The sequence below is a fragment of the Bacillus sp. 05T21 genome (genome assembly GCF_056396785.1).
The window spans coordinates 1-13,528 of the sequence record NZ_JBFTMD010000051.1 but is presented as its reverse complement, the minus strand read 5'-3'; the positions used below and the strand labels follow the sequence as shown (position 1 = coordinate 13,528).

Below are 13,528 nucleotides of genomic sequence, written 5' to 3'. Positions count from 1 at the left end.
GGAGTTATTTGGTTCGTTTGAAGATAATCTCCAAAGAACTCGTGTATCCTGCCATTGTTAGAGTAAGGACTTGAACAAATTCCCAACCATCTTCAGCATGTTCGGTAATAATACGTTTATAATCTTCTTTAGGTTGCCCTTTCCATCCACCAATTTCGACTTTCACGAATTTGTAATCGTACATATTCTTTCCCCCTTTTCCTAATTGTAACATTTAGAAGAAGCGATGTATTGTACCTTTTTGATTGCATACTCTATACATATGAGGTTGACATAACGTAACATTATTGGTAGCAAGAAAAAGACGGATCCCTAATCTTACAAGGAATCCGCCTTTTCCTTTTTCTATGAATCTATTCATTTTTTATACATTCCTATCCTGGCGCGGTTTTAGGGTTCTTGTTTGTTGTTGGATCATCCAAAAAACTGTATTAAATCTTGCATGCTCCTAGGGGTCACTATATATGAACACTACGTATTTGACTTTCTCAATGACCAACATTACTTAACGTGGTAAAATAGTATTCGGATGGGAATCCAATGTTATTAAAATTAAAGTGGTTATCAAGTCGGAGGAAGGCACCTTAGGGTGTCTTTTCTTTTTAATATATATAAGCGCACCATCCCTTTCCTAATAGAGGCCCCCCTCATGCCTCCTTACAGGGAGAATGATACGGCATTTTTTATTTACCCAATTACCGAGCTTTCAAATTTTTGAAATAGTTACCTATCCCCTAATCACCGAGTATGTTTATTCCTCTAAATCACTGTCCATAATAATAAATAAAGACAAACCCTTTACCCTTAAGATACAAGCTCTTTCTCAAGGGTATCAAACTCGGTGATTAGGGTAGAGTGGTATACACCATATTATTTAGTTTAAGCCGCGATATATAATACACGCCTCGTTGGTCCATTTGATCTAAATCGTCCAGTGAATAATAGCCTAAATCCCGAATACATAGATCGCCAGGGCGTAATGTCGCTAAACATTCTGTTCCAAAGGTCTTATCATTATTCTTCCCCGGTTCAACTTGAAAATTTAAAAACTGTCCGCTATGTAAATCATATTCTAATTGAATCTTTATACCCGCTGTTTGTGCACAACCACCTGATCCAGGATACACACTAGCTAAATGTTTTGGCACTTGAAAAATCGTCGCATCTAAAATACGAATCCGTTGAAAATAGGTGATTGAAGAGCTTGGAATCACTGATGTTTCATAAATTTTATTTTTTAATAATGCAGAGAAAATATGTTTTAACAAGCAAACAGCTTTTTTATTGAAACGTTTATTGAGTCCTTCTGGACTCATAAGAGTTCCTGTAACAGCATGAAGTTGGCTACATAGCCGCACTAAAGAATCACTCGCTACTCGTTGACTTACCCAGACACAAATAGTAGCTAAATCGTGACCTGAAAACTTACGCTTTCGTTGTACAAAAGCTAGTTCTCTAGCAAGCTTTTCTAAAAATGAAGGAGTAAGATGTTGATGTAATGCTTCAGCAAATAATTGTAGTTCATCTTGAATCGAAAGATTCATAAAAAACGCCATCCTTTCTGCATATTTCTACAAAAATAATAGCGTTTTTTTGATTATAGGGAGACAAATTTATCTTAACTCGATGTGCATGTTGTCATACCTCAATAAGATATACATATTTATTTATGATAAAATAACAAGAGAATGAACATTTGGTTAATTTACAAAATTACAACAATATATGAGCGGAGGTTATAGGAGAGAAATGGAACAACAGTATATAAAAGGGATACCATTTTGTAGTTTGGAGTATAAACAGATAGTAAATTTATTAAAAGATTGGCTATCTGAAAAAACAGATAAACCTAGATTTGTTGTTACGGCTAATCCTGAAATCGTGATGTTTGCTCAGCAGACCTCGTTTGAATCAGTGCAGTTTAAAAATATTCTATTATCTGCAGATTTAATAACAGCTGATGGAATAGGTGTTATACTTGGTTCTAAAATTTTAAATGGACAGTTGAAAGAACGAGCTACAGGTGCAGATTTAACTCATGATTTAATAAATCAGTGTAATCAAAATCGATATCGAGTGTTTCTTTTTGGGGCTGCGCCAGAAAATAATGAGAAAGCAATAAAAAATTTAAAAACGTCCTTTCCTCATGCTATTTTCCAAGGACATCATGGCTTTGTAAATCAAGAACAGATGGAAGAGGTCAGCGCTCAAATACAACAGTTTCAACCAAATTTATTACTAGTAGGATTAGGATCTCCAAAGCAAGAAATATTTATTTATGAAAATCTTCAAGAATTAACCGTACCTTTGTCTATCGGGATTGGGGGTATGATTGATATCTGGTCAGGTATGGTAAAAAGAGCACCTAAAGTTATGAGGAATACAGGAACAGAATGGTTATATAGATTGATAACACAGCCTAAGAGGATAAAAAGACAGCTTGTACTTCCAAAGTTTTTGTTATCAGTTAGTGCAGAGAGGCTTAAAAAAACAACTAATTAATTTCTTTTAATTGGGTCACCATACATGTCTATCTCCCGAAAAGAGGGAATAAGAAAAAAGTAACCTTTCTTAAAAAGAAAGGTTGCTTTTTTCTTAGATTGTTTAGAAAGAATAACGTTTTTTTGTACTTAGGGGTAGTAAAAATTCTTAAGTTGATGGGCATGGGGTCTCGCCAACATAACGCTAATTTCGTACGCTAAGGAATTTTCAAGTTGAAAAACTTGGTTTTACCATACGTTAACAAAGTACCATAAACGACATTTAATGTTTGTTATGGTACTTTGTTTTTGATAATGAGTTTTGGAACTGGTTTTTGACTGTATTTCTTTCAGTTATATTAGAATTAAATAGAGTTCCTTAAACGATCGTTTTCGGTTCTTATTATACAATCCTTGTAACATCAGTGGTTGTAGCCTTAGCGTACAGAATTTGCGATTGGTGTCGTATCTGTATTATCTGGTGGAACCGTAAAAACAGTAAAAACTATCGGTAAGGTAGTTGGTACCGTCGAAGACATTGAAAAGAAAGCAAAAAATCTAGAGAAGGCTGCAAAAACAACTAACTTCACAAAATATCCTACAGGTTTTGATGAGGTTGCTAAGTATGTAAAGGAACATAAAAAATTACCGGATAATTATATTACGAAAGATCAAGCTGAATCACTAGGTTGGGTGAAGAAGAAAGGAAATCTGCATAAAGTAGCTCCTGGTAAAAGTATGGGTGGCGATATTTTTGCAAATAAAGAAGGCTTGTTACCGGCCGCTCCTGGTAGAACTTGGTATGAAGCGGATGTTAATTATATTTCAGGATATCGAGGTAATGATAGAATTCTCTATTCCAGTGATGGATTAGTGTATAAAACTTCAGATCATTATAAAACCCTTACCGAGATAAAATAGAGAGGACATTCATTATGGAAACGATACAATTAGATGGACGTAAATTTACTAGCAAAGAGATGCTGCATAAAATATTAAAAGATCAATTAGACTTACCTGATTATTATGGGGAGAATGCTGATGCTTTATGGGATTGTCTTACTGGATGGATTGACACTCCTGTAAAAATAGAATGGGAATTTTTTCGAGAAAGTAAGGAAATGCTAGGTTCATATGCTGATTTAATTTTAGAAACTTTTCAGGATGCACAAAAAAGAAGGCCAGATGAGTACTATATTGTTGTAAAATAACTAAAAAGAACTTAGGTAAACATAAAAAACGTAGAAATAATTATTTTCTACGTTTTTTATTGTATCAATTTGAATACTTTCCCAGAGTGGCCCCTCATACCCAGAATCGTTTCCGTACCCCAATCCGGCTTACTATCAGAGGTTTTGTAAAGTACTGGATGCAACAGAAATGCGCTATGATTTACATATTCATGAATATGATGAGGATTCTCTAGTTGTTAAATTAGTGTAAAATACAAATGTTTTAAGGGGTTAATTTCTTGAAGTATAAAAAGGGAATGGGGAGGAAAAGGATATGAAAATTGGTACATCTGAATGGCTTTCTCTTAGTAAGGATATTAAGCTGAAGTTGATCCGTTTCGCTGTCATAGATAGTAAATATAAACAAGCAAAATAAAAACCCTTCATTTGCTTAAGAGCAAACAAAGGGCTTAGTTAATGAGTGACTGAAGTAGAAGGAAATCTAGTCCATTTCCTTCTTTATTTATTGTAACATAAAAGGAAAAGCACAAACAAAGGAGAATTCCCATGAAAGAAATTGATAAATACATGACACCATCTGAAGCAGCTTTTTATTGGGGGATTCCTCGTGAGACAATTAAGAATAAATATAGCCCCTCTCTAATGAACGAGAAGCAAATAAATGATTTAGAACGCATGTTACAAGAAGGTTTAGTGAAGTACTTTTTGCATCCTGAAGGGAAGCGTAAGGAATGGATTATAAGCCGACAGGCGATGTATGAATGGTTTGGAGAACCAAAAGACAAGTAGGAAAGGAGGATTATAATGCAAGAGGAAACATTTTCTCTCTGGGGAGGATTCAAGAGTGCATTTAGTTTAATTATTTGGTTTTGGATCATTATGTTTTTGCTATTTGGTGAAAGCTTGTTACAATAGAATCAAGTCGAAAGTCTAAATAGCCTTAGGTAGCTCTCATAGGTGTAAGATCTATGTGGGCTTTTTCATTACAGTATACAATAATTTCACGTACCGTAATAATTAATAAAAGATAAAACACCACGTCAATAGTCTACATTTAACTTTATGTTGAATTAATCCGCTAAATGGATAATGTATTATTTGTATCGGATAGATTTCTTGCGAAATATGTATCAAGAGCAGTATTTCAATTGGGGGACCGCCAGCATTTTGGAAAAACACCACGTTAAGAGCATGCAAGATTTTATACAGTTTTTCGGCTAATCCAGTAACAAACGAGAACCCTAAAACCGCGCCAAGATAGAAATGTATAAAAAGATGCATAGAATCATAGAAAGAGAACAAGGCGGATTTGGCTGAGATTTCTCCCAAAGAGAAGCAATAGCACCTTGCTCTATAGCCTCTTCCACATAATCATGACCATTCTTTAACCTAACAATTGGGATAAATAAATTACCAGATCTTATCGCTTTTGAATTAATAGAAACTCCTGTAATAAGATGATTATGATATTTCGCCTGTAAACCTTCTCCGATTACCATTTGCTCTATTTCGAGTAATCTTCTTTGAATCAAAGTTGTCACTCTCCATCTATGAGTATTTTTTATTATCTAGTCTACTACTTTATTTTAATAAATACTCTTTTACGAAATGAAAATTATTTCTCAGTCTAAATTTTTATTTTATTAAATTAAACCAATAAGAACAAAGAAATCTAATTAAATCAACGGAGTTCAGTCTAAAACTTTTTTCTAATTGAACAACAGGAAAATAAAAATAAAGGAATCCTATTAAACCAACGATACCCAGTCTAGAACATTTTTTTAATCAAACACTTTAGCAATTTCCTTTCCTTTGTTCAAGTCATAAACTTCAACTTTTTCTGTAATACCAGTGTGATATTTGATAAAAAACTTTTCCGTAAAGCAAGATAATGTAATATAATGTAATATGTATGTCCCATTATTTAGAAATTGAAAGGAGCCATTGTAATGATTATTTGGAGAGGTAAAGGAATGTTAGTAGCCTTAGCATTTATTTTAGGGTTTATGATAAATGCAATCCTTTTTAGTTTTTTGCAAGTGAACACGGAAGATAAACTTGGATTTATTTTGCAAGGAATATTTTCGACTATCTCTATAGCGATGATTAATTATTTTTTCACTAAAAAGTTTATATCTGATAGTGTACGAACATTCGTCGATGAAAAAACCGGAGAAAGAGTTCAAATAAAAGATAAATCTTCATTATTTTTCATTCCAAATAAGTATTGGACTTGGATTATTCTAGTTTTAGGTGTTGTAATTATTATTAATGTTAGTGCGCAATTATCATAATTTTTTTTATTATATAAGGGATCACCTATCATTTTAAAACCCTGATCTTTTTAAAATCAGGGTTTTTTATATTAACTACTTTTAATAATTTAAATTACTTATAATCATACATTGATTTTATTTGAAATAAAATTTTTATTTATAGGGGATCAGTGTAGATTATTTAAAAATTTGCATACGAAATAAACCCTAATTAATATAGGTATTACTACCATAATGGGTATTGTATGAAAAAAATATTTTATGAAAGCAAGTGAAGAAAAATGAATAATAAATTAATTCAACGTAAATGGGCATTAGTTGTAGCAATTTTGTTTACAATATCATCTATTATGCATCTAGCAGGAGGGGATATTAAGGTCGATCCTTATGGAATAGGAGAGTTATTGGCAGATTTTTTAATCCCAATATTTTTTTATGTTTTGGCATTTAAAAAGAAGAAAGAAGAATAAACTTCGATGCTATAAAAACACAAAATTTCCATTTAGGGGGTACTTTAAAATCTTAGCTTGATGGGTATGGGGTACCGCCACATCGCTATCAAGCTAACAAAACAAAATACCCCCTAAACGAAAAAGAGATGAAGAAAATAATAAAAAAGCTTATCATTAAGGTTCTAAAAGATAAGCTTTTTTGTCTATACTTATTGAATTTTATTGGATCTATTCCATGCTAATATAGTAATAAAATACTGAACACCAAACAAAATAATAACAAGTAGAATGAACTTTATACATACTAAAATCCAGCCAACAATATCTTGAGGTAATTGATTATGATATGTAGTGTATGCTACACCAGAAAAAGATAAAATAAGGGTATAAGATAATCTATCTTTTAATTTTCGTCTTAATTTTTCCTTGTTATCGATTTCTGGTTCAAAAACACCAGCTAAAATGGATCTAATAAAGAAGAATACAAAATAACAGATAATAATACCAAAAGCTGTAGCCCATTCTAGAAACGGTCTTTGTAAGTATACGCCCCTTATCATTAAATCTATGAAGGCTAGCAATAAAACCACAATTCCAGATTGGGCCCAAATTTTCATTTCAATTTGTTGAATTCTTTCATCTGAATGTGTACTGAGTGAAAACCAATTTTTTAGTTTTTCCATTCTATTTTTCCTCCCAAAATAATTCATCTAAAGTTTTATCGAGTGATTTAGCTATATCAATGCAAAGCTTTAAAGACGGATTATATTTATTAAGTTCAATAAGACCAATGGTTTGTCGCGTGACATTTACAAGCACAGCTAATTCTTGTTGAGTTAGCCCCTTTTCTGTTCTTGCAATTTTTATTTTGCTTACTGACATTAAATACACCTCGTTTATAAAGATAAGCTTTATACCTTACATCTTATATTCTAAATATTAGACTATTTTTAGTATTAATGCAATGTATATTTGTCATTAAGACATATATACATTGCATTAATACTTTCTTTTTTACATTTCTATTATATTTGTATCTAAAACTATCCCACAAATATAAAAATAGGCTATTCTTTCTGTAGAATCATAGGAAAGGATGGTGTTGTTATATGTCTACTTCTGTATCTGATGAATTACAGCTGTTTGCTCAAGAAATTCAAAGTTTTTTATCTCCAAATTTCTTACGAGATCTTGCTAGAGATGTTAGTTTTGTACAACGAACCAGTAAGTACCAGGCGAAAGATTTAGTCGCTTTATGTGTATGGCTGAGTCAAAATGTCGCTACGACGTCTTTAACTCAGTTATCTAGCTGTTTAGAAGCATCAACAGAAGTACTCATCAGTCCTGAAGGACTAAATCAACGATTTAACGCTGCAGCCGTGCAGTTTCTACAACAAGTATTAGCCAAACTTCTCAACCAAAAGTTATCTTCAGCTAAGCTGATCTCTTCTCCGTACACTTCTATTTTCAAGCGTATTCGTATTTTAGATTCAACTGCATTTCAACTTCCAGATCCCTTTTCATTCGTTTATCCAGGTGCAGGAGGATGCAGCCATACAGCGGGAGTAAAGATTCAGCTTGAGTATGATTTATTAAGTGGACAGTTCCTTCATATTCATACAGGTTCAGGTAAACAACATGATCGAACCTACGGTTCCCTGTGTGCCCCAACCGTAACAGCGAATGATTTATGTATCCGAGATTTAGGTTATTTTCATTTGAAAGATCTTCAACATATACAAGATAAAAAGGCTTATTATATCTCACGTATCAAATCGAATACACGTATTTATCAAAAAAATCCTAACCCTGATTATTTTCAAGATGGCAGAATCAAGAAAGGTACAGAGTATATCCAGATAGATATGGATATTTTAATGAACTCTCTTCAACCAGGACAAACAGGTGAAATGTCCAACGCTTATGTAGGAATGACTGATAAAGTCCCAACTCGTGTGATTGTTCATCGACTATCAAAAGAACAGCAACAAAAACGATTACAAGATCAAACTGTAAGAGAAAAAAAGAAAGGAATGAAGTATTCTGCTCGTAGTAAACGACTTAGCGGCATCAATGTATATATGACAAATACTCCTACAGATATTGTCCCGATGGGACAAGTACATGATTGGTATTCTTTACGTTGGCAAATCGAGATTTTATTTAAAACGTGGAAATCATTCTTTCATATTCATCATTGTAAAAAGATAAAAAGAGAACGATTGGAATGCCATTTGTATGGGCAACTGATTGCCATTCTACTCTGTTCTTCTACCATGTTTCAAATGCGGCAATTACTTCTTATGAAAAAGAAACGAGAACTGAGTGAATATAAGGCCATATATATGATAAAAGATTACTTTCTTCTTCTTTTCCAAGCTATACAGAAAGACACCCAAGAATTATCAAAGATTCTAATTCGCCTGTTCAACCTCTTACAACAAAACGGGCGAAAATCTCATAGGTATGAGAAGAAAACAGTCTTTGATATATTAGGTGTCGTTTACAATTGTACCATGTCTGAAAATCAAGCAGCTTAAATCAAAAAAATGAAACCCGTTAGGGTTTATTTCGTATGCAAATCTTTAAACTCCCTACATGTAGCCTTTAGAAAAAAGAAATAATCTCGCCTAAAATTGACTTTGCATAAGCTTAGCTTGATAGTGATGGGGTACCGCCACATCGCTATCAAGCTAAGAAATACAAATACCCCCAAAACAAAAAAATTGGCATCTTCAGGTGAAAATGCGCAATTTATTTGTTTTGGGGGCATTATAAAATCCTTAAGTTGATGAGTATGTACGGTGACCCCACATAGATTGCTGCCATGAAGATAAAAATGGACCTACAGCCTGCTACCTTTTTTTGTTTTAAAACTTTGCGCGTGGCAGAAAAAGGCCCTGACCGCTCCTATACATAGCCAGTCCCTCTCGACCATTTAAAAAAATGCTTTTCTGCCTTTTTTTCATACAGTGACTGAGTAGTTACATTTATATAAAATAGAGTTACTTCTTTCTATGAAGAAGTAACTCTATTTCTATCTTTATTTTACTTTAACAGCATATGTCCCATCTTCCCTAGGTGTATACACATATAAATAATACTTCCCTGGTTTTGCAGTAAACTTTCCTTTAAGGATATCTCCATTAGAGTTTCCGGCTGCAACGTATTTTTTCATATCTGATTCATGAAAAAGCACCCATGTCATGTTGATTTTACATTCGTTTATGACAGAAATGTTCATTTCTTTTGGCGATGACACATTAAACGTATAAGTATCTTTATAATCTTCGTCCTTAAATGAACCTTTGAGAAGCGTATTCAACGGAATCACATTTGTTCTTTACTTTCTTTTCCTTTATCATCTTTCATTGTTACGGTTGCCGTGTATGTTCCTTCTTTTTCATATACATGAGTAGGACTTTCTTCTGTACTTGTGTTACTATCACCAAAGTCCCAAAGGTAAGAAACGATTTTTCGATCTTCAGCTTTTGCACTATCGCTCTTAAACTGAATTGCTTTATTCTCTTCCCCATAATATGTTTCTCTCTCTCGATCTACAGTAACTGTCATTTGTTCTTTACTTTCTTTTCCTTTATCATCTTTCATTGTTACGGTTGCCGTATACGTTCCTTCTTTTTCATATGCATGAGTAGGATTTTCTTCTGTGCTTGTGTTATCATCACCAAAGTCCCAAAGGTAAGAAACGATTTTTCGATCTTCAGCTTTTGCACTATCGCCCTTAAACTGAATTGCGTTATTTGCTTCCCCGGAATATGAATCTTTTCTCCTTACAATCATTCCTTGATTTGCGCCTTCATCTGTTGCAATGCCATGGAAAACAATATCATATTGGAACTGGTTTTCATTGGCTTCATGAATATGGAAACTTGATCTACCAAACTTGGAAGAAGAAAAATAAAAACGTACAATTGTCTTGGAAATTGGATGAGACTTATGTAAAAGTCAAAGGAGAATGGCGTTACCTATATCGTGCGATTGATAAAGGGGGTTACACATTAGATATTCAACTGCGTAAAAAGCGAGATCATCAGGCTGCATATGGCTTTATGAAAAGATTAGTGAAAAAATTTGGGGAACCAACGGTTCTAACAACAGACAAAGCTCCAGCATTACTTTGTGCGTTTAACAAATTAAGAGAACAAGGCTTTTATAAACATACAACTCGTTGCACAATCAAGCATTTGAATAATCTCATAGAACAAGACCATAGACATGTAAAGCGACGTTTTGCTTCACCTTTATTTAAACCAACCTGTACACGTCTTCTAAGTTCAAGACTCTAATGTATATAAGGTTCTTTCAATTCTTCCTATTTCACGTAAGGTTACAGATAAGCTATTCTGTCGCGGATATGCCACAAGCTTTTTGAGAATAAGAGAAACTGTGATATTTCGTTGACCTTAATCGGACATGCAATATTACATAAAAAAATATATTGATATTAATTATATGTGCTCACTATAATACGAGTATAAAGATTTAACACATCTTACTACGAAAAAAGAGGAGGAAATAATATGGAAATCGCAATGGCAGTTTTAAAATTTGTAGGTGGAATCATTCCATTTGTACAAGAACTTTTAAAAACATTTATGTAAGTTCATTATTTAGCAATTATTTATAAAAATTAGCACACAAATGATAAAAAGACTTAATTTCTCATAAGGATTAAGTCTTTTTTATTATTTCACCTATATATAAATATATAACAAAATAAAGGAACGATCAGCCTGTTTTTTGTTTTGGGAATACCTAATTTCTTCAGTTGATGGGCATGTAAGGTGACCCCTATATAAATAAAGGCGAAATCTGCAAAGAGGATCCGCCTTTACAACATACAATGAACTTCAACAATTACTAGCTACTTCCTAAACCTTGTTCCTCATTTACCAACCTGTTTATGCTTTTTTCAAACTTTGCAACAGAAACTTTTTCTTTCTCTACAGCTAGTTATTAATAAGACCGTGTCTTATTTAAACCTATATCTTGATGTAATTTTACATATCCAAATAAAGGTAATTAATATGAGGATTGCGGTTAAATTATATTAATATTATTTAATTTCCATTAAACACTTTTCTAAGATTAAAATAGTTATTTTTTCACCTGATATATCAAGTTATAACAATTGTAATTACTTAAAAGAAATTAAACGGTTATTTTTTTAATATAATATTTTAATTTTCGTTAATACTCAACATTGAATTTTTTTGATATAATCGACAAAATTCTGCTATTTACGAATTGGTATTTTAATGATTTAATAAAACCATAAATGGTATGACCACTAAGAAAGGAAAAAATTACGCTAATATAAGTTCAGTAAAATTATAAGTAACATTATTTTTATCTTATTATTTTAATAATATGATAATTTATTAAAAAAACAGTCTATAATCACAAAATTATTGCATTTATAAATAAAATTAATGAAAGACTTTTGTAACAGTTATGTAAGTGTATTGAAAGATAATTAAACTAAGATAAATATAACAAAAGTGATTTTATTCCAAAGTAAAAGTATAAGCCATGTACAGTGTAATTCTATTTTTGGTGATTTTATAGAAATGATGAAAGAAAGGGAGAGATAACATGAATCATACGAAAAAAAAGGAAGGGGTTGTTTTTTTGAAAATCAAGAAAAATACTAAGGCAATAAAATTACTAGCATGTTTATCAATTGGCTTATGCACTATTAATTATTCTTCTATTTCCTTCGCTGAAACAAAAACAAGTAATTCAGCTGATGCAACAAAAAATGCTAGTGGCATTGATACTGGCATAGGAAATCTAAAGTATAATAATCAAGAGGTTTTAGCAGTAAATGGGGATAAAGTAGAGAGTTTTGTTCCGAAAGAAAGTACAAATTCAAATGGTAAATTTGTAGTAGTGGAACGTGAGAAAAAATCACTTACAACTTCACCAGTCGATATTTCGATTATTGATTCTGTGGCTAATCGTACTTATCCAGGAGCAGTACAACTTGCAAATAAAGCTTTTGCAGATAATCAACCTAGTTTGTTAGTAGCTAAGAGAAAACCTTTGAATATTAGTATAGACTTACCTGGCATGAGAAAAGAAAATACAATTACTGTTCAAAATCCTACATATGGTAATGTGTCTGGAGCAGTAGATGAATTAGTATCTACTTGGAATGAAAARTATTCAAAAACACATACGTTACCTGCAAGAATGCAGTATACAGAATCTATGGTGTATAGTAAATCTCAAATAGCAAGTGCTCTTAATGTTAACGCTAAATATCTTGACAATTCACTGAACATTGATTTTAAAGCGATTGCAGATGGAGAGAAAAAAGTGATGGTTGCGGCATATAAGCAAATCTTTTATACCGTAAGTGCAGAACTACCTAACAATCCATCAGATCTTTTTGATAATAGTGTTACTTTTGATGAGTTAACTCGTAAAGGGGTAAGTAAGGCGGCTCCGCCTGTTATGGTGTCAAATGTAGCTTATGGTAGAACAGTTTATGTGAAATTAGAAACATCTTCTAAGAGCAAAGATGTACAAACTGCTTTTAAAGCCTTAATTAAGGGTCAAGGCGTTGAAGCGAGTGGACAGTACAAAGATATTTTTGAAGACAGTACCTTTACCGCTGTAGTATTAGGCGGAGATGCAAAAGAGCATAACAAGGTTGTTACAAAAGATTTTAATGAAATCCGAAATATCATTAAAGATAATGCAGAATTAAGTTCTAAAAATCCAGCATACCCAATTTCATATACAAGTACTTTCTTAAAAGATAACGCAACTGCGGCTGTTCATAACAATACAGATTATATCGAGACGACAACTACAGAATATTCAAGTGCTAAAATGACACTGGATCATTACGGTGCTTACGTTGCGCAATTTGATGTATCTTGGGATGAATTCACATTTGATCAAAATGGTAAAGAAGTACTAACACATAAAACATGGGATGGTAGTGGCAAAGACAAAACGGCTCATTACTCTACAGTTATCCCTCTTCCACCAAATTCAAAAAATATAAAAATCGTAGCAAGAGAATGTACTGGTCTTGCATGGGAATGGTGGAGAACAATTATTAATGAACAAAATGTTCCATTAACAAATGAAAT

The 13,528-nt window shown here is 32.6% G+C and carries 13 protein-coding genes and 4 pseudogenes; 9 read left to right on the top strand and 8 right to left on the bottom strand.

All coding sequences use genetic code 11. From position 1 onward, the window contains the following. Positions 1–4 precede the first annotated feature (4 nt). Together AC1DKZ_RS31805 and AC1DKZ_RS31800 are read right to left on the bottom strand one after the other, a co-directional pair. Positions 5–184, bottom strand: a complete 180-nt coding sequence (locus tag AC1DKZ_RS31805) for a DUF4177 domain-containing protein (protein WP_002186527.1) — start codon at positions 182–184, stop codon at positions 5–7. 664 nt (positions 185–848) lie between these two features. Beyond that, positions 849–1,544: pseudogene (locus tag AC1DKZ_RS31800) on the bottom strand (IS4 family transposase); the annotation flags it as partial. Between the two features lie 205 nt (positions 1,545–1,749). On the opposite strand from AC1DKZ_RS31800, the gene AC1DKZ_RS31795 reads away from it, so the two are divergent. Next, a complete protein-coding gene (locus AC1DKZ_RS31795) occupies positions 1,750–2,502 on the top strand; it encodes a WecB/TagA/CpsF family glycosyltransferase (RefSeq protein WP_404512611.1) in 753 nt (250 codons plus the stop codon). A gap of 415 nt (positions 2,503–2,917) precedes the next feature. Here the strand turns inward: AC1DKZ_RS31795 and AC1DKZ_RS31790 are convergent, their stop codons facing one another. After that, positions 2,918–3,070, bottom strand: a complete 153-nt coding sequence (locus tag AC1DKZ_RS31790) for a hypothetical protein (protein ID WP_476997881.1) — start codon at positions 3,068–3,070, stop codon at positions 2,918–2,920. Here AC1DKZ_RS31790 and AC1DKZ_RS31785 point away from each other — a divergent pair. The 3 genes from AC1DKZ_RS31785 (at position 3,018) to AC1DKZ_RS31775 (ending at position 4,462) form a co-directional block, all read left to right on the top strand. After that, entirely contained in the window at positions 3,018–3,401 is a 384-nt protein-coding gene (locus tag AC1DKZ_RS31785) for a ribonuclease domain-containing protein (protein ID WP_476997882.1), read from the top strand. The genes AC1DKZ_RS31790 and AC1DKZ_RS31785 overlap by 53 nt on opposite strands. 14 nt (positions 3,402–3,415) lie before the next feature. After that, the gene (locus AC1DKZ_RS31780) at positions 3,416–3,691 is read left to right on the top strand and encodes a barstar family protein (protein ID WP_088005049.1); all 276 of its coding nucleotides are present in this window, start codon (positions 3,416–3,418) and stop codon (positions 3,689–3,691) included. Between the two features lie 528 nt (positions 3,692–4,219). Further along, positions 4,220–4,462, top strand: coding sequence for a helix-turn-helix domain-containing protein (locus AC1DKZ_RS31775; RefSeq protein ID WP_002139963.1), 243 nt, complete (start codon positions 4,220–4,222; stop codon positions 4,460–4,462). A 452-nt stretch (positions 4,463–4,914) separates the two neighbouring features. Here AC1DKZ_RS31775 and AC1DKZ_RS31770 read toward each other — a convergent pair whose 3' ends face one another. Next, positions 4,915–5,205, bottom strand: coding sequence for a hypothetical protein (locus AC1DKZ_RS31770; protein ID WP_476997880.1), 291 nt, complete (start codon positions 5,203–5,205; stop codon positions 4,915–4,917). A gap of 417 nt (positions 5,206–5,622) precedes the next feature. Between AC1DKZ_RS31770 and AC1DKZ_RS31765 the strand changes: the two genes are divergently transcribed. Next, positions 5,623–5,967, top strand: coding sequence for a hypothetical protein (locus AC1DKZ_RS31765; RefSeq protein ID WP_044441258.1), 345 nt, complete (start codon positions 5,623–5,625; stop codon positions 5,965–5,967). Between the two features lie 263 nt (positions 5,968–6,230). Next, positions 6,231–6,419, top strand: a complete 189-nt coding sequence (locus AC1DKZ_RS31760) for a hypothetical protein (protein ID WP_476997879.1) — start codon at positions 6,231–6,233, stop codon at positions 6,417–6,419. Between the two features lie 191 nt (positions 6,420–6,610). Here AC1DKZ_RS31760 and AC1DKZ_RS31755 read toward each other — a convergent pair whose 3' ends face one another. Together AC1DKZ_RS31755 and AC1DKZ_RS31750 are read right to left on the bottom strand one after the other, a co-directional pair. After that, positions 6,611–7,084 (bottom strand): DUF6773 family protein, encoded by a 474-nt coding sequence (locus AC1DKZ_RS31755; RefSeq protein WP_476997878.1) that lies wholly within the window; start codon positions 7,082–7,084, stop codon positions 6,611–6,613. Between the two features lies 1 nt (position 7,085). Beyond that, a complete protein-coding gene (locus AC1DKZ_RS31750) occupies positions 7,086–7,283 on the bottom strand; it encodes a helix-turn-helix transcriptional regulator (protein ID WP_000116561.1) in 198 nt (65 codons plus the stop codon). A 227-nt stretch (positions 7,284–7,510) separates the two neighbouring features. On the opposite strand from AC1DKZ_RS31750, the gene AC1DKZ_RS31745 reads away from it, so the two are divergent. Then, positions 7,511–8,941, top strand: coding sequence for an IS4 family transposase (locus AC1DKZ_RS31745; protein WP_476997877.1), 1,431 nt, complete (start codon positions 7,511–7,513; stop codon positions 8,939–8,941). A gap of 503 nt (positions 8,942–9,444) precedes the next feature. Here the strand turns inward: AC1DKZ_RS31745 and AC1DKZ_RS31740 are convergent. After that, positions 9,445–10,118 (bottom strand): annotated as a pseudogene (locus tag AC1DKZ_RS31740) (PKD domain-containing protein); the annotation flags it as partial. A 146-nt stretch (positions 10,119–10,264) separates the two neighbouring features. Between AC1DKZ_RS31740 and AC1DKZ_RS31735 the strand changes: the two are divergent. Beyond that, positions 10,265–10,651: pseudogene (locus AC1DKZ_RS31735) on the top strand (IS6 family transposase); the annotation flags it as partial. On the opposite strand, the pseudogene AC1DKZ_RS31730 reads toward AC1DKZ_RS31735, so the two are convergent. Continuing rightward, positions 10,651–10,822: pseudogene (locus tag AC1DKZ_RS31730) on the bottom strand (Tn3 family transposase); the annotation flags it as partial. The pseudogenes AC1DKZ_RS31735 and AC1DKZ_RS31730 overlap by 1 nt on opposite strands. A gap of 1,195 nt (positions 10,823–12,017) precedes the next feature. Between AC1DKZ_RS31730 and AC1DKZ_RS31725 the strand changes: the two are divergent. Beyond that, a partial coding sequence (locus AC1DKZ_RS31725; protein ID WP_476997876.1) for a thiol-activated cytolysin family protein occupies positions 12,018–13,528 on the top strand: 1,511 nt, incomplete at its 3' end.

Bases quoted from the DNA above. Each gene is read 5' to 3' on its own strand.
- AC1DKZ_RS31805 (WP_002186527.1), bottom strand. From the start codon at position 184: ATGTACGATTACAAATTCGTGAAAGTCGAAATTGGTGGATGGAAAGGG.
- AC1DKZ_RS31795 (WP_404512611.1), top strand. From the start codon at position 1,750: ATGGAACAACAGTATATAAAAGGGATACCATTTTGTAGTTTGGAGTAT.
- AC1DKZ_RS31780 (WP_088005049.1), top strand. From the start codon at position 3,416: ATGGAAACGATACAATTAGATGGACGTAAATTTACTAGCAAAGAGATG.
- AC1DKZ_RS31775 (WP_002139963.1), top strand. From the start codon at position 4,220: ATGAAAGAAATTGATAAATACATGACACCATCTGAAGCAGCTTTTTAT.
- AC1DKZ_RS31765 (WP_044441258.1), top strand. From the start codon at position 5,623: ATGATTATTTGGAGAGGTAAAGGAATGTTAGTAGCCTTAGCATTTATT.
- AC1DKZ_RS31760 (WP_476997879.1), top strand. From the start codon at position 6,231: ATGAATAATAAATTAATTCAACGTAAATGGGCATTAGTTGTAGCAATT.
- AC1DKZ_RS31755 (WP_476997878.1), bottom strand. From the start codon at position 7,084: ATGGAAAAACTAAAAAATTGGTTTTCACTCAGTACACATTCAGATGAA.
- AC1DKZ_RS31750 (WP_000116561.1), bottom strand. From the start codon at position 7,283: ATGTCAGTAAGCAAAATAAAAATTGCAAGAACAGAAAAGGGGCTAACT.
- AC1DKZ_RS31745 (WP_476997877.1), top strand. From the start codon at position 7,511: ATGTCTACTTCTGTATCTGATGAATTACAGCTGTTTGCTCAAGAAATT.